Genomic DNA, 26177 nt, shown 5'->3' on the forward strand with positions numbered 1-26177 from the left:
ATATTTTAGTATTATTTTACTTACCTTAAGTAAATAAAATAATTATTACTCTAGAGTCATTATTAATAAAAATTAGATATTTGTCAAGGAGTATACTAACCATATGGAGAAATCATTCTCAATTGTCAATAAAGTGTGAACAAACATATCCTTTTACAAGTATATAGAGAACTTTATATACTTGTAACCATTACATAGTTGTTGGGAGTGGCTGTAGATGAACATCGAAGAAGTAAAACAAATGGTCAACACAGGGGAAATGTACGATGATGCCCATCCAGATGTCGATCGGCTCAGAAAAGACGCGATTGCTGCGTGTCGTCGTTATAACAAAAAAGTAAACGATGACAATGAATATGATTACACGATTCTAAAGAAATTATTTGATCATTTGGGAGACAATGTTTTGGTCGAATCCAATTTCCGTTGTGAGTTTGGCTTTAATATTAGCATTGGCAGTAATGTATACATTAATCACGATATGATCATATTAGACTGTAATCAAGTCTCGATTGGTAATGATGTATATATTGGACCGCGAGCAGGATTGTATGCGGCTAATCATGCTGAGGATCCAATCGAACGAATAAATGGCGGTGTTTATGCCAAGCCAATTACGATTGGGGATAGAGTATGGCTTGGGGGCGATGTTCAAGTAACACAAGGGGTGACAATTGGAGATAATTCGATTGTTGGTGCAGGCAGTGTCGTGACAAAAGATATCCCAGCCAATGTAGTAGCAGCGGGTAATCCTTGCCGGGTTATACGCGAAATTAGAGAATCCGATATGAAATGGACAAAAGATTAATAGGAAAATGCGGTTTGCAGTAGATGTGCAGCCGTATTTTTTTCTGATAAAGAGAGATTGACTTAAAGGAGGCTCTGAGTGACCTGAATATGCTTTCGAGTGACTTAAAAGTAAGGTCAAGTGGCTTAATAGCACAACTAAGTGGCTTGAATACAATGCCAAATGGCTTAAATCTATCGCTAATAGCTAGTTGATTTGGAATATAGAGCCCGAATCAACTGTAACATTCTCCATCATTTCATATTTCCACAAAATTAACTTAGATATCATTCAAAATTAGCTGTGATTTTTGGTATAATGAAATAATGGGTAGAGAAACGCGAATACTGGAGGATTTTATAACGTGTATAACATGGATAACTGGAAGCATATCTTCAAGCTGGATCCGGCAAAGGACTTGTCTGAGGATATGATTGATAAAATATGTGAATCAGGAACAGACGCTATTATGGTGGGCGGGACAGATGATGTCACCTTGGATGGTGTGTTACAGCTGCTCAGCTCGATCCGACGCTATACCGTTCCTGTAATATTGGAAATCTCTAATATTGAGTCGGTGACACCAGGATATGACTATTATTTCGTTCCTATGGTGCTGAATAGTCAAGAGAAGCACTGGATGATGGATGTTCAGCATCAAGCAGTCGTCGAGTATGGTGATATTATAGATTGGAAAGAAATGTTTGCAGAAGGCTATTGTATTATGAATCCTTCGTCCAAAGTTTATCAGCATGCCGTATGTAATCTGCCGTCAACCGAAGAAGTAATCGGTTATGCAAGAATGGCAGAGCACTTATTTCATCTGCCTTTCTTCTATTTAGAATATAGCGGCGCATACGGCAACATTCATTTAGTAGAGAAAATCAGTAAGCAGCTGAAGGATACCAAACTGATTTATGGCGGAGGTATTGAGACCAAAGAGCAGGCTCAAGCGATGAGTCGCTATGCAGATATTATTGTCGTGGGTAATGCTCTTTACGATAATCCGAAAGAAGCCCTGGCGACGGTAAAAGCAATTAAGTAAAAATGAAGGACGGTGTTAGAATGAGTCGGACAATGCGCGACTTGTTAAAGGGACTGAATGATAAACAACAAGAGGCTGTCAAGCATACAGAAGGTCCGCTCTTAATTATGGCGGGGGCAGGCAGTGGAAAGACACGAGTGCTTACCCATCGAATTGCCTACCTGCTAGATGAGAAAGAAGTATCGCCAAGAACAGTACTAGCGATTACTTTTACGAACAAAGCAGCACGTGAAATGAAGGAACGGGTCATTGATTTAGTTGGTCCTGAAGCGGATTATATGTGGATATCAACTTTCCATTCGATGTGTGTCCGTATCTTGCGCAGGGATATTGATCGTATCGGTTACAGCAGCAACTTTACAATCTTAGACAGTGCTGATCAACTGACAGTTATAAAAAATATATTAAAAGATAAAAATATAGATGCGAAGAAATTTGATCCTCGAGCGATGTTAGGATCCATTTCCAGTGCAAAGAATGAATTGGTTACACCGGAGAAATTCGCAGAATCAGTGGATGATTTCTATAAGAGACAAGTATCTGAGGTATATACCGAATATCAGAAGCGACTTCGCAAAAATCAATCACTCGATTTTGATGATTTAATTATGCAGACGATACATCTTTTCCAGCGTGTACCGGAAGTATTGGAATATTATCAGCGCCGTTTCCAATATATTCATGTGGATGAATATCAAGATACCAACCATGCTCAATATTTTTTGGTTAAACAATTGGCCAGCCGGTTTCAGAATTTATGTGTGGTTGGGGATTCCGATCAATCGATTTATGCTTGGCGCGGTGCTGATATTAGTAATATTCTCTCCTTTGAGAAAGATTATCCAAGTGCATATGTCGTCTTGTTAGAGCAAAATTATCGTTCCACCAAGTCGATTTTGCAAGCAGCTAATGAGGTAATCAAGCATAATTCCGAACGCAAGCCAAAAAAGCTTTGGACAGATAATGATGAAGGAAGCAAAATTCAATACTTTCGAGCTTCTAACGAGCAAGAAGAAGGTTTGTTTGTCGCGGAACGGATTGAAAACCTAATAAAGGATAAATATAAGTACCAAGATGTTGCGGTGCTGTACCGCACTAATGCTCAATCGCGTGCGATTGAAGAGACTTTTATGAAGGCTGCCATCCCTTATCAAATGGTAGGTGGTACAAAATTCTACGACCGCAGGGAAATTAAGGATTTGTTAGCCTATTTACGTTTGATTGTGAACCCTGATGATGATATCAGTTTTGCTCGTGTGGTCAATGTACCGAAACGAGGAATTGGAAAGACCACCATGGATAAATTAATCGCTTATGCACAACTAAATGATATTTCCCTTTATACGGCTGTACAGGAAGTCGATTTTGTCGGGCTAAGCGCCAAGGCAGCTAAGGGCTTGATGGAATTTGGCCAGATGATTAAGAATTGGGAACAGCAGCAAGAGTTCTTGACTGCAACCGATATGGTGGAGGAAGTTATTGGCAGTACAGGTTATGAAGAAATGTTACTTAATGAGCGAAGCATTGAGGCACAAACTCGTTTAGAGAATATTGAAGAGTTCAAGACAGTTACGAAGCATTTTGAAGAAACGGCAGAAGAAAAAACATTGGTTAATTTCTTAACCGATTTAGCGTTAGTTTCCGATATTGACCAAATGAATGACGATCCAACCGCAGAAGATAGTGTAACAATGATGACCTTGCATGCTGCCAAAGGACTGGAGTTCCCTGTGGTATTCTTAATTGGAATGGAAGAAAGTATCTTTCCGCACAGTCGTTCTTTGATGGATGAGGTGCAAATGCAGGAAGAGCGTCGTCTGGCTTATGTAGGTATTACGCGTGCAGAGGAGATTCTCCATGTTTCTAATGCCTTTATGCGTACTTTGTATGGACGCACCAATATGAACCCAATTAGCCGTTTTATTGACGAGATACCAGATGAATTGATAGAAGGCAAAGAACAAGTGGTGAGAGAATCATTTGCGCCAAAGCAGAGTCGTATCCAGCTCCAGGATCAAGACTTACCATTTGAACAGCCAAGGCCAAAACGTCAAGCAATCCGCAATGTGAATCAAACAACAGGCGGGGATCAACAGGGCTGGCAAGTTGGCGATAAGGCAAATCACAAAAAATGGGGACAAGGTACGATCGTAAGAGTGGGTGGAACAGACGATGCCATGGAATTAGATATCGCTTTTCCAGCACCAATAGGAATAAAGCGACTCTTGGCCAAGTTTGCCCCGATTACGAAAGTGTAAAAAAAGGAGGTGCTTTTTCTCAATGAATGAACAAGAGGCACGTGAACAGCTGCAAGTATTGCGAGAACAATTAAACACATATAATTATCAATATCATGTGTTAGATAATCCAACCGTATCTGACACAGAATATGATCAAAAAATGAAACAATTAAAGGAGCTGGAAACAGCATTTCCTGAACTGATTACGCCTGATTCTCCATCCCAGCGAGTCGGCGGACCGCCATTAGAGGCGTTTGAGAAAGTCACTCACCGAGTACCGATGTTGAGTTTATCCAACGCCTTTAATGAGGGGGATGTAAAGGATTTTGACCGCCGTGTTCGGGAAGGATTAGGCGAAGAAACCGTTACTTATGTTTGTGAATTAAAAATAGATGGACTAGCCATTTCTCTGCGCTACCAAGATGGACTCTTTGTCCAAGGCGCTACCCGAGGAGATGGGGAAACAGGAGAAGATATCACCAGTAACTTAAAGACGATTAAGAGTATCCCATTGCGGATTAAGGATCATTCGGCGATGGAAGTGCGTGGAGAGGCCTATATGCCGCAGCAGGCCTTTGCCCGCCTGAATGAGGCGCGTGAGCAGAACGGGGAGGCACTGTTTGCTAATCCGCGTAATGCGGCGGCAGGCTCTTTGCGCCAACTCAATCCACAAATCGCAGCCCAGCGGCAATTAGATATTTTCTTATATGCTGTTGGAGAATGGGAATCTGGTACATTAGAAAGTCATAGTGAACGACTAACTTATTTACAAGAACTTGGTTTTAAAACCAACCCGGAATGGCGTAAATGCCAAGGTATCGATGAGGTGCTTGATTTTGTGCATGAATGGGTGGAGAAACGGGCAGCATTATCCTATGATATCGATGGGATTGTAATCAAAGTAGATAACCTAGAGGCGCAGGAACAACTCGGTTTTACGGCGAAGAGTCCGCGGTGGGCAACTGCCTATAAATTTCCTGCGGAAGAGGCTGTTACCAAGTTAATTGATGTGGAACTTAGTGTGGGACGTACTGGTGTGGTTACCCCAACGGCGATCCTTGAACCAGTAAAGGTAGCCGGAACAATAGTACAGCGCGCGTCTCTTCACAATGAGGACCTGATTAAAGAAAAGGATATCCGCATTGGTGATACCGTCACAATTAAAAAAGCGGGCGATATTATTCCAGAGGTTATACAAGTGGTGATTGACCAGCGTCCAGAAGGACTTGAAGCCTTTTCGATGCCCAAAGAATGTCCTTCTTGTCAGGATGAACTTGTTCGCATAGAAGGAGAAGTAGCGTTACGTTGTATCAATCCTAATTGCCCGGCTCAATTACAAGAAGGGCTTATCCATTTCGTTTCCAGGCTGGCGATGAATATTGATGGGTTAGGAGAAAAGGTTATTGAACAGCTTTACCGTGAATCATATGTCCATACCATTGCTGATTTATACCGGTTAGAACGTGAGAAACTGTTACAATTAGAAAGAATGGGTGAAAAATCAGTCGATAATTTACTGGCAGCAATTGAGAAATCGAAAGAGAATTCTTTGGAAAGACTGTTGTTTGGGCTGGGTATACGCTATGTGGGTTCCAAGGCAGCCAAGACCCTAGCGGCCCATTTCAGGACCATGGAGAAGCTTCAGGCGGCCAGTTTGGAGGACTTGATAGCTGTTGATGAGATCGGTGATAAAATGGCTGATTCGATTGTGCAATATTTTGAAGACGAAAAGGTGCAAAAGCTGCTCGCCGAATTAAAAGAGCTAGGCTTAAATATGGAATATAATGGCCCAAACTTAGCGGACATCTCCTCAGATAGTATCTTTGCGGATAAAACGGTTGTATTAACTGGCAAATTAACCATATATACACGGCAAGAAGCCAAACAGCAGATTGAGGCTTTAGGCGGCAAGGTAACCGGCAGTGTCAGTAAGAAGACCGATTTAGTCATTGCTGGGGAAGAAGCTGGTTCCAAATTAACCAAAGCCAGAGAACTGGAGATAGAAGTATGGGAGGAAGAACAGCTTCAGACTGCTTTAGAGGGGGATACAACATCATGAAAAAACGTATAGCAATTCTGATGGCATTTGTACTTCTAGCAGCTGGCTGTTCGCCGGATTTTGGTGAACAGCCAGAAGAGGCGATAATTGACGAGAATATCGATGAGTCCTTAGAGGATGCGGCGATCATTCCGAGGTATAATGTTTCTGATGAGAACTATCGTGTGCTAATTGATTCTAATTTAAGTCAAGCACGGGGCGTGATCACAAATCAAATTGCAAATCGTGTCGATATTGACGAATTAGAAGAAGGACTGCGCCGGCATTCGATGGAAGTCTTTGAACCAAGCGATTATTTTTTTCAAGAAGGGCAATATCTAACGGATGATATCCTCTACAGCTGGCTCGGCCGATATGATCCAGACGAAAGCCCGGAAGGCCTAAATCCGGAAATAGATGAAAACATGTCAGCACAAAAAGCAGAAGAGGAGAACCCAAGGTATCTCTCCCATATCCTAGAACAAAATTATTTACGAAAGTCAGACGATGACTCCGTGGAGCTGGCCGGTATCTCGATTGCAATTGCGATGAAATCTGTCTATCGCTTTCAGACCGAAATTGGCGGACCGTATTATTATGAAGATATTCCAGAATCAAAGATGAGGCAAGAGGCGAACCAAATTGCCAATGAAATTGTGCAGCGGCTGCGTGAGATGGAAGATGTCCCTAATGTTCCGGTTCGACTGGCATTGTATCGAGAGGCTGCTCATAGTTCATTAGTTCCAGGGCATTTTGTATCTGTGGCCAATGTACCTGCGGATAGCGCATCGGTTGATAATTGGGAAGATGTGAATGAAGAGAATGTATTATTCCCTTCTGAATATGGACAACAAACCTATCCTGATGTATGGGCTACATTAGTGGATTTTGAATCAGACATCGCTTCTTATTTTCCGAATTATGTCAGTGTGATAGGCAAGGGCTTTTTCCAAGATGGAGAATTACGTCGATTAACGGTAGAAATTCCCGTCTCGTTTTATGGCAAAGCGGAACTGATAGGTTTCACACAATATGTATATGGCCTAGTGCTATCCGGCTTTCCAAATGATTACCCGTTAGAAATTAATATTAAGTCGGGCGAGCGGCAAGAAGCCTTAATTGTCAGAGAGGCTGGTCAAGAAGAAGGCTTTGTGCATATCTACCGCTAATTAATCTGACAAAAATGTTTTAGTATCACAAGTTTAATGGTAAAATAGACGTTACGTATTTATCATGGGCGTTCACTCCCTGATAAGTTTCGCTACCATCAGCAGGGAGAAAAGCCCTGCTGATGAGGCCTTACTTTATTACTTACTATCGAATCGACAGAAGCCGCCGATTGGTTTTAACTGTATCTGGTTAGATAGTACAAGAAAGCCAAGGCTCGTCCTTCATAGAAGACAAGCTGAGGGTTTCTCTAAGAGGATGTTCAAAAAGTGTATAGCAAACAAATATATATGGAGGTGAATCACGTGGCTGAAATCTCAAAAGAACAAGTAAAACACGTGGCAAATTTAGCGCGTCTAGCTGTAACAGAGGAAGAGGTAGAAATGTTTACACAGCAATTAGGCGATATTATTAACTATGCGGAGCTTCTTAATGAACTGGATACGACAGATGTCAAACCAACGACCCACGTACTAGATTTGAAGAATGTGATGCGTAAAGATGAACCAAGAGAATGGATTACTAAAGACGAAGCAATGAAGAATGCGCCGGATCAGGCAAACGGTCAATTCCGTGTGCCATCGATTTTAGAATAAGGAGGGTTTTATGTGTCACTTTTTGATTTTACTTTAAAAGAACTGCAAGAAAAGCTACATAACAAAGAAATTACCGTTAGTGATCTTGTAGAGGCTTCTTATGACCGCATTAAGGAAGTGGACGGAGAAGTTAAAGCATTCATTACACTAAATGAAGAAGCAGCTAAACAACAAGCAAAGGAATTAGACGAAAAGCTCGGAGCTGAGGCTTCTATTTTATACGGTATGCCGATAGGGATAAAAGATAATATTGTAACCAAAGGATTGCGTACTACTTGCGCTAGTCAAATCCTTGATAATCTAACCGATCCGCTGTATGACGCAACTGTTATCCAAAAGTTGGAAAACGAGCAAACGGTAACGATTGGGAAATTAAATATGGATGAGTTCGCCATGGGTTCTTCTACTGAGAATTCCAGTTATGCAGACACTCGCAACCCTTGGAATACCGATTATGTTCCGGGTGGATCCAGTGGTGGTTCAGCAGCTGCAGTAGCGGCTGGGGAAGTATTTTTCTCGCTAGGATCTGATACAGGTGGTTCAATCCGTCAACCGGCTGCATTTTGTGGTGTAGTTGGCCTAAAGCCTACATATGGCCTTGTGTCTCGTTTTGGTTTGGTAGCATTTGCTTCCTCTTTAGACCAGATTGGACCAATTACAAGAACGGTAGAGGATAATGCTCACTTATTACAAGCAATTGTAGGACATGATCAAATGGATTCTACGTCTGCAAATGTAGAGATTCCTAATTACAGCGAAGCCTTACAACAAGATGTAAAAGGATTACGCATTGCTGTACCAAAAGAATACCTATCTGAAGGTGTAGATCCAGAAGTAAAAGAGGCTGTACTAGCAGCATTGAAAAAATACGAGGAACTTGGAGCAACATGGGAAGAGGTATCATTGCCGCATTCTAAGTATGCTGTAGCTGCTTACTATTTACTGGCTTCTTCCGAGGCAAGTGCTAACTTGGCTCGTTTTGATGGGATTCGTTACGGTAAACGTACTGAGAAACGTGTCGATATGATCGATATGTTTAAGGAGTCCCGTGCAGAAGGATTCGGTTATGAAGTAAAACGTCGTATTATGTTAGGAACTTTTGCCTTAAGCTCTGGTTACTATGATGCTTATTACAAAAAAGCACAAAAAGTGCGTACTTTAATTAAGGAAGACTTTGAGAAGATCTTTGCAGATTATGATGTGGTGATAGGACCAACTACTCCTACACCTGCTTATAAAGTCGGAGAGAAGATTGATGATCCATTAACCATGTATACAGATGATGTATTAACAACACCAGTAAACTTAGCTGGTTTACCAGGCATCTCTATTCCTTGTGGATTCTCTAGTGCCGGTCTGCCGATTGGTTTGCAGATTATCGGAAAACACTTTGATGAAGCAATGATTTATCGTACGGCTTATGCATTTGAACAAGCAACAGACTTCCATACGAAGCGTCCAAATTTGGGAGGTGGCCAATAATGACAAACTTTGAAACAGTAATTGGTTTAGAGGTTCACGTAGAACTGAAAACAGCTTCCAAAATCTTTAGTCCTGCACCTAATGCATTTGGTTCCGAACCTAACAGTAATGTCAATCCAATTGACTTAGGTTATCCTGGTGTATTGCCCGTTTTAAATGAAGAAGCTGTGAACTACGCTATGAAGGCAGCAATGGCACTAAATTGTGAAATTGCTACGGATACGAAATTTGACCGCAAAAACTACTTTTATCCAGATAACCCGAAAGCTTATCAAATCTCACAATTTGATCAGCCGATCGGTGAACATGGCTGGATTGAAATCGAAGTAAACGGTGAAAAGAAAAGAATCGGTATTACACGTCTTCACTTAGAAGAAGATGCAGGTAAACTAACACACGGTGATGATGGTTATTCATTAGTGGATTACAACCGTCAAGGAACACCATTAGTAGAAATTGTTTCCGAGCCGGATATTCGTACACCAGAAGAAGCTTATGCTTACTTAGAAAAATTGAAAAATATTATTCAATATACAGGTGTGTCTGACTGTAAGATGGAAGAAGGATCTTTACGCTGTGATGCCAATATTTCGATTCGCCCGGTAGGCCAAGCCGAATTTGGTACGAAAACAGAATTAAAGAACCTAAACTCTTTCTCTTTTGTACAGAAGGGGCTCGAATTCGAGGAGAAACGCCAGCGTGAAGTACTATTAGCTGGTGGAGAAATCCTTCAGGAAACGCGTCGCTATGATGAGCAAACAAAAGAAACGATTCTGATGCGTGTTAAAGAAGGTTCAGATGATTATCGTTATTTCCCAGAGCCTGACCTGGTGCCTTTATATATCGATGATGCCTGGAAAGAACGGATTCGTGCGGAGATTCCAGAATTGCCGGATGCGCGCCGCAAGCGTTATGTAGAGGAGCTTGATCTGCCAGTATATGATGCCGCTGTATTAACAAGCACAAAAGAAATGTCTGATTTCTTTGAAGCAGCAGTAGCGGCAGGGGCAGATGTGAAGCAAGCATCTAACTGGTTAATGGGTGAAGTATCTGCCTTCTTAAACAAGGAACAAATTGAGGTTCAAGACTTGAAGATGACACCTGAAGCATTAGCCAAGATGATTCAGCTGATTGCTGACGGTACAATCTCGTCGAAAATGGCCAAGAAAGTATTCGCAGAACTCGTTAAAAACGGCGGTGATCCAGATAAGATCGTCAAAGAAAAAGGTCTTGTGCAAATTTCTGATGAAGGCCAGCTGCGAGAAATTATCAGCAAGATTCTTGATGATAATGAACAATCGATTATTGACTATAAGAATGGTAAGGATAAAGCACTAGGATTCCTAGTGGGTCAGACTATGAAGGCAACAAAAGGTCAAGCCAATCCGCCAATGGTAAATAAAATAATCTTAGAAGAAATCGACAAACGTTAACGGTGAATCAAGAAGGAGTGTGCAGAGTGATGTGGAATCATCTGTGCAGTCCTTTTTCACCGGTTAAGAAGGCTTTATTAGGGCAGAATAACAGCTGTTGAAGAGGCTAAAAGTTGCAATTAACCTAAAATGGATTATGATAGAAGTAGGATCTTATGTTGAAGGAGAGAACGAGATGAAGCGTGCACGCATAATCTACAACCCGACCTCAGGACGCGAAATCTTTAAAAAAGAATTACCGGAAGTCCTTCGCAAGTTAGAGGAAGCAGGCTATGAAACCTCTGCACATGCTACAACAGGTGAAGGAGATGGAGCTAACGCTGCAAAAAAGGCTGTAGAACAGCAATTTGATTTGATTATTGCTGCAGGTGGAGATGGAACCATTAATGAAGTAGTACAAGGAATGGCCGAACAACCGAATCGTCCGAAGCTAGGAATTATTCCAGTAGGAACGACAAATGATTTCGCGCGCGCCTTGTGCATCCCTCGAGATATACATAAGGCCGTGGACACCATTATTGAGAACCGGACCATGAAGCTGGATATTGGCAAGGTGAATGATCATTATTTTATGAATATCGCCGGCGGTGGAAAGCTGACTGAACTAACTTATGAAGTTCCAAGTAAACTAAAAACCATGTTAGGACAATTAGCTTATTATTTAAAAGGAATTGAAATGCTTCCGTTTCTAAAGCCAATAAAAGTAACAATCGAATATGATGGTAATATATTTGAAGACGAAATTATGTTATTCCTCGTATCGAACAGTAACTCTGTAGGAGGCTTCGAAAAAATCGCCCCAGCTGCAAAAATGAATGATGGCTATTTCGATTTAGTTATTCTTCGCAAAACAAATCTTGCTGAATTTGTGCGTATTGCCAGTCTCGCAACAAAAGGAGCCCACTTAGAAGATGATCATCTCTTTTACACCAAAGCCAATCGAATCAAGGTGAAAACAGAAGAAAGAATGCAGTTGAATTTGGATGGTGAATATGGCGGTCTATTGCCAGGAGAATTTGAAAACCTCTATCAGCATATCGAATTTTTTGTATCTTCTGAATTTATTGAAAAACAAGCAAAGATTGCAGAACTAGAAGGTTAAAGTACATTCCGACAGGATGTACTTTTTTCTCTATAGAAGCAGAATGTTGATGGATTACCACATAAAATACAGCGATAAGTTATTTTTTCCCGATAACTGCTGCCTCAGCGATGAGAAGCAATTTGGGAGCATATAGAGACTTACCAGCGACAATTCATTAAAAAGTGCCAGTCGTTATTTCCCAGGAAATGATGCGATTAGACACAGTATTTCCTATTTAGAGATAACTATGATAAAATTTGGACAGTATCTGATAAGAAATGTTGTCGGCTTATGATTGAAGAAGAAGGAAGTAGATATTATGACAAAAACAACCCCGCCTGTACAAAAGAACCAAACCGTAGAAGTGACCTTTGAAGATATTACCCATGAAGGTGACGGTGTTGGCAAGATTAACGGTTACCCGCTATTTGTTCCCTATGGTTTGCCGGGTGAAAAGGCAGTCGTAAAAGTTATCAAAGTGAAGAAAAATTTCGGATTTGGACGACTAGTCGATGTGATACAACCAAGCAAACACCGCGTGGATCCGCCTTGTAATGTTTATTACAAATGTGGTGGCTGTCAGTTGCAGCACATGGATTATGAAATGCAGCTTGATAGAAAACGAACACAAGTCGAAAACGCCTTAAAAAAGTTTGGACATATCGAAGGAATTCCAATTCATCCAACGATTGGAATGGAGGAACCATGGCGATATCGAAACAAAGTCCAAATTCCAGTTGGGATGAAACATGGTGAATTAATCACTGGTTTTTATCGTAAGAAAAGTCATGACATTATCGATGATATGGAGCGCTGTATCATCACGGATGAAAGAAACGATCATATGATCGATGCTATCCGTGAGATTGCCAATCGACTTGGTATACCAGCATATGACGAAAAGCAGCATCGTGGTGTATTAAGGCACATTATGGTTCGCTCAGGTCAAGTAACTAAGCAAATGATGGTCGTACTAGTTACAAAACCAAATAAAGTACATGGATTAGATAAGTTGGTAAAAGAAATTGCTGAGAACTACCCAGATGTAAAATCAATTGTTCATAATGTCAATTCTGAACGCACAAATGTTATTTTAGGCAAGAAAACTAACGTATTATGGGGAGAAGAGTATATTTATGACGAAATTGGCGGTATTCGGTTCGCCATCTCTGCCAAATCCTTTTTTCAAGTCAATCCCGTTCAGACGAAGAAACTCTATGATAAGGCCTTGGAATATGCCAATTTAACAGGCAATGAAACCGTTATTGACGCTTATTGCGGGATTGGAACCATCTCTTTATTTTTAGCACAGCAAGCGAAGAAAGTGTATGGTGTGGAGATCGTCCCAGAGGCCATTGCCGACGCCAAGGCCAATGCCAGACTCAACCATATCGATAATGCCGAATTCTTCGTTGGGCAAGCAGAAAAAGTAATGCCATGGTGGCAGGCCCAAGGTTTAAAACCTGATGTGATTGTCGTCGATCCACCTAGAAAAGGCTGTGATGAAGCATTATTGAAAGCCATGTTGGACATGAAACCAGAGCGAATTGTCTATGTTTCCTGTAATCCATCTACCTTAGCCCGTGATTTGCGTATTCTAGAAGATGGCGGTTATCAGACGAAGGAAGTACAGCCAGTGGATATGTTTCCGCAGACCACACATGTTGAGTGCGTAGCATTGATGTCAAGGATAGATGAATAAGTGTAGTTAAATCGTTGATATAATAAGGTTTTCCAGTGATTTAGGAAGTTACTAATCCTGGGAAATCTTATTTTTATTCAGCGAGAAAAAGGTGTGAAAATGGCCTGGAAATAGGGTTGAGTTGATTGAACGACTTTTGCTTAGGGGAGTTGACAAGACTGATATTTTATTTGATTAGAGTATTATAGTTTACAAGTATTAGTGAAGAAAATAATAGTTTGTAAATTCTAATGAAAAAGCCTATTTATTATTTGGTGAATAGTACATATTCGAAAAAATGAATGAGTTCCCGAAAAAACTTTTGAAATCTGATAGTTTTTGTGCTATATTACTCAATGATTATATAATTTTCTATAAAAGCGGAGGTGCAAAGATGGGGGTATCCTATAAAAGGCTTTGGAAATTAATAATTGATAAAGATATGACTAAGGCACAAGTAAGAAAAGAATGTGGAATTGCAGCTAGCACATTTTCTAAAATGAATAAAAATGAATATGTATCATTAGAGATATTAGAGAGAATCTGTAAAAAGCTAGATTGTAATATAGGAGATATAGTAGAAATTGATAAGAAATAACTCCTTAAAATTTTAATAGATACATATATTGATTAACTACAATAAAAAAGTTTGTTAGGAGTTAAAACATGATTAGATTGGGAACTGTGTTTAGTGGTATAGGTGCTATTGAGCATGCACTTGAGAGATTAAATATAAAACATTCTATAGAATTTGCATGTGATAATGGTGAGAGAAATCTAAAGACTAGTGAGGAAGAAATATTAACTGAAATTAAAGATATGAATGATGAAGAAATAAAAAATTATATTGAAAAGTTATATATGGAAGAATGCGGAGTGAATTATGTAGAGCAAACATACAAAGCTAATTATAAAGTTGAAAATGATCGATTTTATCAGGATGTTCGCTTTTTGAATGGCTATAATTTTACAGGTAAAGTAGATTTATTTGTTGGAGGAAGCCCTTGTCAAAGTTTCTCACATGCGGGTAAAAGAGGTGGGCTGGATGATGCAAGAGGTACTTTGTTCTATGATTTTGCTCGTTTAGTTTATGAAATACAACCAAAGGTATTTATATATGAAAATGTACCTGGAATGTTAAATCATGATGAAGGTAATACATGGAAGGTAATCTCTAAAATATTTGACGAAAGTAATTATGAATGGACTTATTGGATTCTAAATGCTAAACATTATGGTCTTCCACAAAATAGAAGAAGAATTTTTGTAATTGGTTATCATGAGAAATATAAAAAACATTTTCAGAAATTAACTAAACCTGATGAAATACCGTTAAATATAAATATGGAAGAGTACTTAGAAAGAAGTGTAGATAATAAATATTATCTACCTGAAAAGGGATTTTTACGTGTAATTAATCCTAAACATAAAAGACATGTAGCTGTAAATGGTAGTGTTGCGAGATGTCAAGTTGCAAATCAACAATTTAATTGGTATGGAGATATGCGAATAGAAACAGATATTCCAGAAAGAGTATTGAGAGATGAGCGTATTTACAAAGGTATTTACAATGGTGAGCTAAGTGTTGCTAGAGGGTTAACACCTAGGGAATGCTTTCGTTTAATGGGTTTTTCAGACGAGTTCGTAATACCAGAAAATATAAATGATAAATTTTTGTATCGTCAATCAGGAAATTCAATAGCAGTTAATGTACTAATGGAAATTATGTATACAATATTAGAGACGGGGATTTTTGATAATGGTGATTAGAAGCAATAATAAAATTAGCCAACCTATTAATATTGCCACGGTTTTTAGTGGTATTGGTTCTGCAGAGTTTGCATTGAAAAGGCTGAATATAGATTATAACTTAGTGTTTGCTTGTGATAATGGAGAAGTAGATTTAATTGAAAGTGAAGATGAAATAAAGAAAAACTTATCCAAAATTGATAGTTTCGATAAGAAAAAAGAGTACATTGATAGTAAGATTCACCCAAAAAGGACTAATTTTGTTAAAAAATCATATCTTGCAAATTATGATATCGACGAAAATCATTTTCATCATGATGCGAGATTTTTAGATGGAAATCAATATAGAGACGAAGTCGATCTTTTTGTTGGCGGGAGTCCTTGTCAAAGCTTTACTTTATTCGGATATCAAAAAGGATTAGAAGAAGCTAGAGGTACTCTTTTTTATGAATTCGCTAGGCTTATTAAGGAAATCCAACCAAAAGTTTTTATATATGAAAATGTACAAGGTCTAGTTAGGCATGATAAGGGTAGAACTTGGGAAGTTGTTCAACGTGTTTTTGATAGCTTAAATTATAAAGTGCATTATAAAGTTTTAGATGCTGTTGATTATGGAATACCCCAAAAAAGAAGGCGTATTTTTATTGTAGGTTTCAAAAATCATGAAAGCAATTTTACTTTTCCTAATGAAAAGGAATTGCAATATACTATGCAGGACTTTTTAATCGATAACTGTGCGGAAGGTTATTTTACGGCTAAAGGCGAGGAAATCCACATTGACAAAGTAGAAGGTCAAGTAGACGAAAAATATTTCTTATCAGAAAGAATTCTACCTGGTATCATGTCACCAGGAACAAATGGTTTTAATATGAAACCAGAAATAGACTTATCCATTGCCCGTCCTTTAATGAGTTCCATGCACAAAATGCATAGGGCTGGAGTAGATAATTATGTGACTACTAATGATAAAATAAGAAGACTAACTCCACGGGAAGCTTTAAGATTGATGGGATTCACTGATGATTTTAAACAGGTAGTATCTGATACTCAAATGTATAGGCAAGCTGGAAATTCTGTTGTAGTAGATGTCTTTATCGCTTTATATAAGGAAATTTTTAGTATGGATTAAAGGAGGAAATGTTTATGAAATGGTCTATGGATACACATAAATATATGAGTGAAATTACTAGAACAGCTTTAAAAATTATTGTATCTAACAATATCACCTCTGAATCTTCTGCTTCAGAGATTGACAGTGTTGAAAGGCAATTAGTTGAAGCTGGGGTATATAGTAAATATGAAAGCGCAAAAGGTAGAATCAGAAGAGCATTATTTACATACTTTAAAGCATACGGATGTATGAATGACGATGAGTCCATTACAGAAATGGGTAATGCTTTCATCGAAGATAAAATAACAATACAAGAATTTTCATTTTGGTATGTATTAAATTATAAATATATATCGGATGATACGGAGTATTTCCCAACGCAATTACTTTTAAAGTTTTTAAAAAAGATGAAAAATATTGATATAGATTATGGATATATTTCAGCACATGACTTTTCTCTTCTTGTAAATTGTGAAAAACTAAGTGATATAAATGATGATTTTATAGAAGAAATCTTAGAAAATAGAAAAAGAGAGAATGTAGAAGTTAATGAAAGACAAATAGGCTTTGATATTTGGTCCAAAATGTTAACGCAAGCGGGGATATTAATAAGAAGACCAGATAAATCTTTAGTAGTGAGTAATGATGAGTTAGCTGATTGGATTTTGAATTCTTACGAGAGAGAGTTTACTGTTAGCAAGGGTAAAATTATTACAGGTATAATCAAGTACTTACCAGTGTTACCAATCGGATCTACTAAAGGTGATTCTTCATATTATCAAAATGAAAGCACCGCTTTAAAAGCACTCTTATTTGATACAATCGATGAAAAAATAATTGAAAAGTATATTTTGAGAAATAAAAATGTTGTTTTAAAAGATATGAAGAAAGCATTAGGTATTGATGAGAGAAACATCTCATTTTATCTTAACTTCCATGGCTTGGAACATATTGTAGGATTTGCTCTGAAGAGCAACTCAAATAATAAGATAAAAAGAATCGGTGAGATACTAATTTCCCTTGAACTAACTGAAGAATCGCTAGATGAAGAAACGGATAGTGAGAGAAATGTAGTTGAGCGATTAACAGGTGGAAATAACATTTTATTATATGGTGTCCCAGGCTCGGGAAAAAGTCATGAAATAAAAACGAAATATTGTAATGATTTTAATTTGATGGAACGAGTAGTATTTCATCCAGATTATATGAATACAGATTTTGTGGGCCAAATATTACCCACTGTAAAGGGTGATGGTGATGAAAAGGAAATTACCTATGATTTTACTCCGGGTCCTTTTACAAGGGTATTAAAAAAAGCAATTGATGATCCAGGTAATCATTATTATTTGGTAATTGAAGAAATAAATCGAGGAAATGCCCCAGCTATATTTGGTGAAATATTCCAATTACTTGATAGAGATGACGAAGGTAAAAGTTCATATGAAATAACAAATTACAATATAGCTAATGAAGTATTTGATGAAAAGGAAAGACCGATTTATATACCTTCTAACTTACATATCTTGGCAACGATGAACACGGCCGACCAAAATGTATTTACTTTAGATACGGCATTTCAAAGAAGATGGAATATGAAAATGATTGAGAATGATGTATCAAAAGCAGAGCATGCAACAAAAGAAATTCTCGATACAAATGTGACTTGGGAAAGATTCAACACTGTTATTAATAGCCAAATTATAACTAGTAGTGCTGCTACATTATCGTCAGAAGACAAGCGTTTAGGTGCTTATTTTGTAACAGAGAATGTTCTGAAATATTACACGGTTGATGCAGATATAGATGATATAGTTGCGAAATATAACGTTGATTCCAATGATTTTGAGAAAATCAACAGAATTATAGGGGATTTAAACTCAAGATTTGGTGATAAGGTTATTAAGTATCTTTGGGATGATGCTTTTAAATTTAACAGAGAGGACTTGTTTGATAGTAGTTATAAAAGTTTGGAAAAAGTTTTGGACGATTTTAACAATTTTACTCATGAAAATAGATTTAACATCTTTAACCAGGATATTAGAGAAAACCTATTCCTTGAAAGAGCGATAGAGGAAAGTGTGGATGAGTAAGAATTTCACTGATGTAATAATGTCCAAATCTTTAAAAGAGTATTGTAGGAATGCTACTAACAAAGAAGGCGATACATTTGTTGGGATTAAATCTGAAATTAAGGGAGATAAACATGAAATAAGTGTGAATTTTCCTATTGGGTATGAAATATCGAATAAAGAAGAAAAAATAAGAGATGAAATAATAGATTTAATTGGAGTTTTAGCAGCTTATAATGATAAGCAATCTAGAGTATCACAAATAACCCCAAATCAGGTTTTAAAAACTGTTAGGTTTCCAGTCCAAGCTTATTTTAGGGTTATGCAGTACTTTTTGGATTATGACTATTATATGGAAAATGAAGAAGTTTACGTTCAAGGTATGTCGGGTCCAGTAAGTATGAAACAAACAATTAAAAAAATTTCTCCAATTGTCCAAAAATCAGGATTTGTCTATCCTAATTTAATGGTGAGAAAAAATAGTGATACTGATAAACATATTATTACTGAAATAAACAAATTTTGTGTTTATGAAAGCTTTATGAAATTAGGTTGGATTTATAAACAAAAGCTACCTCAGCCTGCGAACGTGAAGAATCCTAACCTAAAAATGTATCAAACTATTTTACGACAAAAATTAGAAAGAACAAATGATGATTCCTTGAAGCAGTTATTTCAAAGTATGCTAGCAATTATAGAGTTTAGAAATAGCGTAGATGATCCAGAAGAATTCTATTTTGGAACCAACAATTTTGAGTATATATGGGAAAAATTAATTGATGAAGTTTATGGTGTACCAAATAAAAATTACTATTTCCCTAAAACAAATTGGAAGTTACGTGTTGGTAAGAGAGAAAATGCTGCACTTGAACCAGACACAATTATGATTACTGACGATAGTATATCGGTTTTAGATGCAAAATATTATAAATATGGTGTGTCAAGGAAAACTAGTGATTTACCGCGATCGACATCGATAAATAAACAAATAACATACGGTGAATATATTGCGGAAAACTTAAAGTTTATTAAAGATAGACAGGGTGGTAAGCAGGTACTTAATGCATTTTTACTACCGTTTAATTTAGAAAAGAATGAATTTGGTGCTGATGATAATTATTTTTCTATTGGTGAGGCAGTGGCAGATTGGAAACGGGCGGACAAAGATTACGAACGGGTGCAGGGAATATTAGTAGACGTAAAGAGATTAATGGCGAACTCTACTAAGCCAAATAGACAAGAAATTATAAAATTAACAGATGCAATTAAGGAAAGTTTAATACGAAATAAAAAGATGTAAAAGAGTGGGAACTGACAAAAGTTTCCCACTCTATTTTTTTTGCCTATATCTTCGTTGTGAAACAGCATTAGTGCAGTAAACACAACAGTACTTTTTAACTTGATTTGTTTTGGATACCAAGAATAACTGATTACAATTAATATTTTGGCAAATTCTGTGCATAGCTTGATTGGAATCTAAGTAAAAAAGAGATAAATACATTGCTGAAAGTAAAGAAGGTAGATTCCAGTTGGGACGCATGGTGTTTGCATCATATTTAGGTTTAATTTCGGATAAAAAATGATTAAGTTCTTTTTCAATAAGATATTTTGAGATTTTTAACAGAGCTTGTTTTAAATCACTGTTTTTCTCTTCAATTAATACTTCATACACTTCTTCTTGGAAAGGCATATCTAATGAGATGTTATCCAAGCTAATAATAGAGATCCTTCTTGAAAAGTGATACAAAAAATCAATAATTAAACATTCATCTATGTTTAAAATGCTTGTGTTTTTTGTAACGTAAGATTTAACAATTTGTCTTAAAAAATACAATGAATCATCGTTATTATCCATCAAATCTTTGTATTCATCTATAATTACATCATTTATCCCCTCATTTAAAATATGGTCCGTAACTCTATAAGCTGGTATTGTACCACCATCACCTCTAGGAATTTGTACAATGTTGTTATTAGTATCGAACCTTATCTTATTTGCATTAATGATGTAATGTAATAAATCGTTATTCGATGGACTGTAACAGATATTATCCTCAATTTTTATATCCCTTTTTTCATTTAACAAAAGAAAGAGGACAGAATCTAAGAGAGTTTTATAATTGATATTGTTTGTATCTTGAGCATTAAATATGTTTATTAGTGCTTCAAGATTATCTTTTATGTAGACGACATCATTTATATGGAATGTTATAAAGTGCTCATAATCTTTTAAACAGAACAAAAAACCGTACTTTTTGAAGAATGACATCATAGAATTTAAGTCATTTTTTTTGATACCTAAAAACTCTCCTAATATATTATTTTTTTCACCACTTTTACTTCTACTAATTTCTTTTAACCCTTCTCCATAAAGATATGCAGCCCGGAAATTTTCATTATTGTTGTTCCGCAAAACTAGTTCTCTAGTCTTTTCACCAGTATATGAATCTACAATTTCATTAAAACTCACTTCGCATTTAAAACTTTCAAATGTAAATGCACTCATGAAAGTGTCTTTTGTCATTTTATTTCACTAACCTTTCAATAATAACTAATAAAATTAATAAAATTAATTATTAATTATTATAATGTGTTCAATCTCATTATATCACTCATTACTTTTAATTAAAGTATTGAGTGATTTTTACTATTTTAATTACTCTAGTAAAAGAGAGACAATAAAGTCAATAGAAATCTAGTTTTATATTTTGAATCAGATTTCTATAAAAAAATATCAAATGCCTGATTTGCAATAAGGGCAAAGGATACATATTGAAAATCACAGTCCATATGGATTGTTGTGACTCAATATTAGTACCCTACCCTTATTGCGCACTTTTTTAGGTAAAGGGCAGTGTACTTCAGGACAAGTTAGTTTTTGTTTGTATCCTTTGTCTTCCGCAAATAGGCGGAAAGGATGCCAAACAATGACAAAAGAGAAAGCAGTGAAAAGACTTGAAAAGAAGTACATTACGAATCAAAACAAAAGAGGGGTTTATATTTATTTGGGAGCAAATCAACCGCCAATAACAATTACTCCTGGTGAAAATGGTGTAACAGAAGTTGACATTAAAATTATACATGAAATGGATGATGAAGAAACTAGAGCTTGGAATAGATATATCGAAAAAACAAATCATTATATCGATGACTTTGTAGGAGATTCACAAGCCGAACATAATAAAGTATTAGCTGATTGGGACGCTAATCCAATTAATAAAATTGTAGAAATGGAAAACTACCAAGAAAAACAGGAATTAATTAATGAGTTGTCAGATGCCATGCGACATTTAACTGAGAAACAATTAAGTACGATTCAAAAAAAGTTTTTTGAAAACAGAACGAATATTGATATTGCTGCTGAAGAAGGTGTAACGGAAGCGGCCATTCGAAATCGTCTAACTAAAATATACAGAAGATTGAAAAAATTAATTTGAGAAGGATCATAATTGAGCCTTTTTGAAATTAATCGTAAAAAACGGGTTCGAATACGGCGAAAAAATCGCTTATAGGTGAGAGGCTATTAAATCACTCTCAGAAAGGAGTGTTTTTCAATGTGTCTAAATCACAAGGTGATTATCAATGTAACAGATCAACATGGCGAAAAAACACGAGTAGTTGAAGGTAAGAGAAAAACAGTACGAAGTAGAATGCTAGATTTACTACTCGGCAAAAAGGTAAATTTGCTCGTTATCACACCTGGGGACTCAGTGGAAACTGTAGAAATTAAAGAATCCAAGAAAGGTGGTGAGGCTTGATATGAGTAGAACAAAATTACTTCTTGATCTAGTAACTGATTTAAACAATCTAGCTGAAACAGTGCAAGAAATTGCTGAAGTGTTAGCAAGTAATGAAGAGTCTCTACGAACAAAAGAAGAAGACGTAGTTAAGAAAGATGAATCAAGAAAGGAAGTAACACTTGAAGAAGTGAGAACCTTACTTGCACAAAAGAGCCAAGCAGGCTTTACAGCTGAAATAAAAAAGCTACTGAAAAAATATCATGCAATAAAGCTAAGTGAAATTGATCCAAAACATTATGTTGCACTTATGGAAGATGCGGAGGAATTGAAATAATGAAACATGCCATTTTATCCGCTTCAGGCGCACATCGCTGGTTGAAATGTACTCCATCCGCTCGACTGGAATTAGAGTTTGATGATACTTCAGGAGAAGCGGCATCTGAAGGAACTGCTGCTCATGAGTTAAGTGAGTATAAATTAAGAAACGCTTTAAACAGGGAGTGCGAAAAGCCATCGTCAGTCTATCATTCTGATGAGATGGAATTTCATACAGATGGTTACGTTCAATACATTCTAGAAGTAATTGAAGAAGTGAAACAGAAAACAAAGGACCCGCTTATTTTGATTGAACAACGATTAGATTTTTCAAATTATGTGCCAGAAGGTTTTGGAACAGGGGATTGCGTAATTGTTGGAAATGATGTTGTTCATGTAATCGACTTTAAATATGGACAAGGTGTTTTAGTAGAAGCGGAAACTAACCCGCAAATGATGTTGTATGCACTGGGTGCTTTGAACTTGTTTGATGGCATTTATGATATTGAACAAGTTTGCATGACCATCTATCAGCCACGACGAGAAAACTTAAGTGTTTTTACAATAGCAAAAGAAGAACTACTAGATTGGGCGAATAATGTTTTACAACCTAAAGCAGAGTTAGCTTTTGCAGGTAAAGGTGAATACGTGGCTGGTGATTGGTGCAGGTTTTGCAGGGCATCTGTTAAATGTAGGGCAAGAGCTGAAGCAAATTTAAAAGTTGCTAAATATGAATTCAAAAAACCACCACTTTTAACGGACGAAGAAATTGCCGACATATTAACAAGCATCGCCGATTTAACGAAGTGGGCAAATGATATTACTAGTTATGCCACAAGTGCTGCAGTCAATCATGGAAAAGAATGGCCAGGATTTAAAGTGGTGGAAGGCAGGTCTATACGTAAGTACACAAATGAAAAAGATGTCGAAGAAGCTGCAATTAAAGCTGGCTATGAAGACATTTATAAAAAGAGCATTTTAACCATAACGAACATGGAAAAGTTAATGGGCAAATCTAAGTTTAATGAAATTTTAGGTCAATTTGTTATGAAGCCAAAGGGCAAACCGACATTAGTTCCATTATCAGATAAACGACCTGAAATAAAAAATATATCAATTAAAAATGAATTTATGGGGGAAAATTAATTATGACAAAACAAGTAAAAAATCCAACGAAAGTAATTACAGGAGTAGTGAGATTATCTTATGCAAATGTATGGGAGCCAAAGTCAATTAATGGTGGAAAAGAAAAATACAGTGTCAGTATTATCATTCCAAAAGATGATACAAAAACATTACAGGCAATTGAGAAAGCGGTAGATGCTGCGATTGAAGAAGGTAGAGGAAAGTTTGGTGGGAAGATTCCCAACAAAGCTGCATTAAAATTACCACTTCGTGATGGTGATATTGATCGCTCAGATGACGAGGCATATTCAAACAGCTACTTTGTAAATGCAAATAGTATCACCCCACCACAAATTGTTGACAAGGACATCAATCCAATTTTAGAGCGCTCGGAAGTTTACTCAGGAGTTTATGCACGTGTAAGTATTAATTTTTACGCATTTAATTCAAATGGAAATCGCGGGATTGCATGTGGCCTTGGAAACATTCAAAAGATTCGAGATGGAGAACCGCTTGGTGGACGTACAGATGCCTCTGTCGATTTTGCCTCTGATGTGGATGATGATTTCTTATCATGAGAACGTTAAATATCGATATTGAAACGTATAGTAGTGTGGACCTCGCTAAAAGCGGGGTCTATCGCTATGTAGAAGCAGAAGATTTCGAGGTCATGTTATTTGCTTATAGTGTGGACCGAGGTCCTGTTCATATTGTTGATTTAGCGAATGGTGAAGTGATTCCGAATGAAATAGAACAAGCGATATTTAATAAAGAAATTACGAAATGGGCATTCAATGCTCAGTTTGAACGAGTCTGTTTAAGTAAACATTTTAAGCAACATTTATCTCCAGATGATTGGCGATGCACAATGATTTGGTCTGCTTATTTAGGATTGCCACTTTCATTAGAAGGAACAGCAATGATAACTGGTGCAGATAAAAAAAAGTTATCTGAAGGGAAGGATTTAATTCGGTTTTTCTCCATTCCTTGTCGTCCAACAAAATCAAATGGAGGTCGTACTCGAAATTCAAAAGAACATGCACCTGAGCGGTGGGAGAACTTTAAAGAATATAACAAACGTGATGTGGAAACGGAACTAGCAATTCAAGAAAGATTATCTAAGTTTCCAATGCCAGAGGATGAGTGGGAAAATTATCGTTTAGATCAGCTTATTAATGATAGGGGAATAAAGCTAGATTTAGAGTTTGTTGCTCAGGCAATTAAATGCGATGAACTTATTCGAAGTGAACTAATAAGCCGCATGAAAGAAATAACCCAACTGGACAATCCGAATTCCGTCATGCAAATGCGTGAATGGTTAAAAGAACAAGGTATTGAAACAGATAGTTTAAATAAAGCAGCAGTTATGCATTTAATCGAAGAAACTGATGGTGAAATTAAAGAAGTTTTACAACTAAGAAGACAACTCGCTAAATCAAGTGTAAAAAAATATACAGCAATGGAAAATGTCGTTTGTAAGGATGGACGGGCAAGAGGTTTAATTCAATTTTACGGGGCAAACCGAACAGGAAGATTTGCTGGAAGATTAATTCAAGTACAAAACCTACCACAAAATCATCTTCCCGACTTAGAAGAAGCACGAGAATTATTGCGACAAGGAAACTTTGAAGCTTTGAAACTATTATACGATTTGATTCCGAGTGTACTTTCTCAGCTGATAAGGACCGCATTTGTTCCTATTCGGAACAATAAATTCATAATCGTTGACTTTAGTGCAATCGAGGCTCGTGTGATTGCTTGGATTGCTGGTGAAACATGGCGAAATGAAGTGTTTGCATCGCACGGAAAAATTTATGAAGCATCTGCTGCACAAATGTTTAAAGTTCCAATTGATGAAATCTCAAAAGATAGTCCACTTAGGCAAAAAGGAAAGATCGCAGAATTAGCCCTTGGTTATGGAGGTTCTGTTGGTGCTTTAAAATCAATGGGTGCACTTAGTATGGGACTGGAAGAAGAAGAATTAAAGCCTCTTGTTGATGTGTGGAGACAATCCAATTCTAAAATCGTGAAGTTTTGGTGGGATGTCGATCGAGCTACGAAGGAAGTTGTAAGAGAAAGAAAATCCAGAACTACTCATGGAATTAAATTTGAATACCGAAGTGGCATGTTACTCATTGGTTTGCCTTCCGGTAGATGGCTTACGTATGTTAAACCACGTCTTGGAATAAATAGCTTTGGAAATGAGTCTGTATCTTATGAAGGAATTGGTGCAACAAAAAAGTGGGAGCGGATATTTAGCTATGGTCCGAAGTTTGTTGAGAATATCGTGCAGGCAATTTCAAGAGATTTATTGTGCTATGCATTAAAGTATGTTCATGAAGAAGGCTTTCGAATTGTTATGCACGTACATGATGAAATTGTAATTGAAGCACCAAAAGATGTAACCGTTGATTATATTAGCGATTTAATGAGTGAATCTCCTCCATGGGCAAAACATCTAAATTTACGCGCAGATGGATTTGAAACAGACTTTTATAAAAAAGATTGACAAAGG

Annotated in this window: 22 protein-coding genes; 21 read left to right on the plus strand and 1 reads right to left on the minus strand. The window is 37.0% G+C overall.

From position 1 onward, the window contains the following. Positions 1–217: 217 nt before the first annotated feature. From JOD18_RS05535 to JOD18_RS05605, 15 genes are all read left to right on the plus strand, one after another. On the plus strand, positions 218–808 hold the full coding sequence (locus JOD18_RS05535) for a sugar O-acetyltransferase (RefSeq protein ID WP_239587940.1): 591 nt from the start codon (positions 218–220) through the stop codon (positions 806–808). A 343-nt stretch (positions 809–1151) separates the two neighbouring features. Further along, a complete protein-coding gene (pcrB, locus tag JOD18_RS05540) occupies positions 1152–1832 on the plus strand; it encodes a heptaprenylglyceryl phosphate synthase (RefSeq protein WP_204667951.1) in 681 nt (226 codons plus the stop codon). A gap of 20 nt (positions 1833–1852) precedes the next feature. Beyond that, positions 1853–4090, plus strand: coding sequence for a DNA helicase PcrA (gene pcrA / locus JOD18_RS05545; RefSeq protein WP_204667952.1), 2238 nt, complete (start codon positions 1853–1855; stop codon positions 4088–4090). A gap of 22 nt (positions 4091–4112) precedes the next feature. Next, on the plus strand, positions 4113–6131 hold the full coding sequence (gene ligA / locus JOD18_RS05550) for an NAD-dependent DNA ligase LigA (RefSeq protein ID WP_204667953.1): 2019 nt from the start codon (positions 4113–4115) through the stop codon (positions 6129–6131). Beyond that, positions 6128–7279, plus strand: a complete 1152-nt coding sequence (locus tag JOD18_RS05555; protein WP_204667954.1) for a CamS family sex pheromone protein — start codon at positions 6128–6130, stop codon at positions 7277–7279. Before ligA ends, JOD18_RS05555 begins: the two co-directional genes overlap by 4 nt. A gap of 303 nt (positions 7280–7582) precedes the next feature. Beyond that, positions 7583–7873 carry an Asp-tRNA(Asn)/Glu-tRNA(Gln) amidotransferase subunit GatC gene (gene gatC, locus JOD18_RS05560; RefSeq protein WP_204667955.1) on the plus strand — a complete coding sequence of 97 codons (291 nt, stop codon included), beginning with the start codon at positions 7583–7585 and terminating at the stop codon, positions 7871–7873. A gap of 12 nt (positions 7874–7885) precedes the next feature. Beyond that, positions 7886–9355, plus strand: coding sequence for an Asp-tRNA(Asn)/Glu-tRNA(Gln) amidotransferase subunit GatA (gatA, locus tag JOD18_RS05565; protein ID WP_204667956.1), 1470 nt, complete (start codon positions 7886–7888; stop codon positions 9353–9355). Then, positions 9355–10788: an Asp-tRNA(Asn)/Glu-tRNA(Gln) amidotransferase subunit GatB gene (gene gatB / locus JOD18_RS05570; protein ID WP_204667957.1), complete on the plus strand. Its 1434-nt coding sequence runs from the start codon at positions 9355–9357 to the stop codon at positions 10786–10788. The genes gatA and gatB overlap by 1 nt, the downstream gene beginning before the upstream one ends. A gap of 175 nt (positions 10789–10963) precedes the next feature. Beyond that, positions 10964–11890, plus strand: coding sequence for a diacylglycerol kinase (locus JOD18_RS05575; RefSeq protein WP_204667958.1), 927 nt, complete (start codon positions 10964–10966; stop codon positions 11888–11890). Positions 11891–12191: 301 nt separating this feature from the next. Continuing rightward, on the plus strand, positions 12192–13574 hold the full coding sequence (gene rlmD / locus JOD18_RS05580) for a 23S rRNA (uracil(1939)-C(5))-methyltransferase RlmD (RefSeq protein WP_204667959.1): 1383 nt from the start codon (positions 12192–12194) through the stop codon (positions 13572–13574). A gap of 373 nt (positions 13575–13947) precedes the next feature. Continuing rightward, complete coding sequence (locus JOD18_RS05585) at positions 13948–14151, plus strand: helix-turn-helix domain-containing protein (RefSeq protein WP_204667960.1); 204 nt, start codon at positions 13948–13950, stop codon at positions 14149–14151. Between the two features lie 68 nt (positions 14152–14219). After that, positions 14220–15323: a DNA cytosine methyltransferase gene (locus tag JOD18_RS05590; RefSeq protein ID WP_204667961.1), complete on the plus strand. Its 1104-nt coding sequence runs from the start codon at positions 14220–14222 to the stop codon at positions 15321–15323. Beyond that, positions 15313–16431, plus strand: coding sequence for a DNA cytosine methyltransferase (locus JOD18_RS05595; protein ID WP_204667962.1), 1119 nt, complete (start codon positions 15313–15315; stop codon positions 16429–16431). The genes JOD18_RS05590 and JOD18_RS05595 overlap by 11 nt, the downstream gene beginning before the upstream one ends. 14 nt (positions 16432–16445) lie before the next feature. Continuing rightward, positions 16446–18503, plus strand: coding sequence for an McrB family protein (locus JOD18_RS05600; RefSeq protein WP_204667963.1), 2058 nt, complete (start codon positions 16446–16448; stop codon positions 18501–18503). Further along, complete coding sequence (locus JOD18_RS05605; protein WP_204667964.1) at positions 18496–19782, plus strand: LlaJI family restriction endonuclease; 1287 nt, start codon at positions 18496–18498, stop codon at positions 19780–19782. The genes JOD18_RS05600 and JOD18_RS05605 overlap by 8 nt, the downstream gene beginning before the upstream one ends. Before the next feature lie 30 nt (positions 19783–19812). Here JOD18_RS05605 and JOD18_RS05610 read toward each other — a convergent pair whose 3' ends face one another. Beyond that, positions 19813–20988 carry a hypothetical protein gene (locus JOD18_RS05610; RefSeq protein WP_204667965.1) on the minus strand — a complete coding sequence of 392 codons (1176 nt, stop codon included), beginning with the start codon at positions 20986–20988 and terminating at the stop codon, positions 19813–19815. Between the two features lie 421 nt (positions 20989–21409). Here JOD18_RS05610 and JOD18_RS05615 point away from each other — a divergent pair, with 421 nt between their 5' ends. The 6 genes from JOD18_RS05615 (at position 21410) to JOD18_RS05640 (ending at position 26171) form a co-directional block, all read left to right on the plus strand. Further along, positions 21410–21919, plus strand: a complete 510-nt coding sequence (locus JOD18_RS05615; RefSeq protein WP_204667966.1) for a sigma-70 family RNA polymerase sigma factor — start codon at positions 21410–21412, stop codon at positions 21917–21919. Positions 21920–22036: 117 nt separating this feature from the next. Beyond that, positions 22037–22240 (plus strand): hypothetical protein, encoded by a 204-nt coding sequence (locus tag JOD18_RS05620; protein ID WP_204667967.1) that lies wholly within the window; start codon positions 22037–22039, stop codon positions 22238–22240. A 1-nt stretch (position 22241) separates the two neighbouring features. After that, the gene (locus tag JOD18_RS05625; RefSeq protein WP_204667968.1) at positions 22242–22556 is read left to right on the plus strand and encodes an rRNA biogenesis protein rrp5; all 315 of its coding nucleotides are present in this window, start codon (positions 22242–22244) and stop codon (positions 22554–22556) included. Next, the gene (locus JOD18_RS05630; protein WP_239587941.1) at positions 22556–23683 is read left to right on the plus strand and encodes a DUF2800 domain-containing protein; all 1128 of its coding nucleotides are present in this window, start codon (positions 22556–22558) and stop codon (positions 23681–23683) included. The genes JOD18_RS05625 and JOD18_RS05630 overlap by 1 nt, the downstream gene beginning before the upstream one ends. A gap of 2 nt (positions 23684–23685) precedes the next feature. Then, positions 23686–24240 carry a DUF2815 family protein gene (locus tag JOD18_RS05635; protein WP_204667969.1) on the plus strand — a complete coding sequence of 185 codons (555 nt, stop codon included), beginning with the start codon at positions 23686–23688 and terminating at the stop codon, positions 24238–24240. Continuing rightward, positions 24237–26171: a DNA polymerase gene (locus JOD18_RS05640; RefSeq protein ID WP_204667970.1), complete on the plus strand. Its 1935-nt coding sequence runs from the start codon at positions 24237–24239 to the stop codon at positions 26169–26171. Before JOD18_RS05635 ends, JOD18_RS05640 begins: the two co-directional genes overlap by 4 nt. Positions 26172–26177 lie beyond the last annotated feature (6 nt).

This window comes from Gracilibacillus alcaliphilus, assembly GCF_016909015.1.
In the GTDB taxonomy this organism is placed as follows: Bacteria; Bacillota; Bacilli; order Bacillales; family Amphibacillaceae; genus Gracilibacillus; species Gracilibacillus alcaliphilus.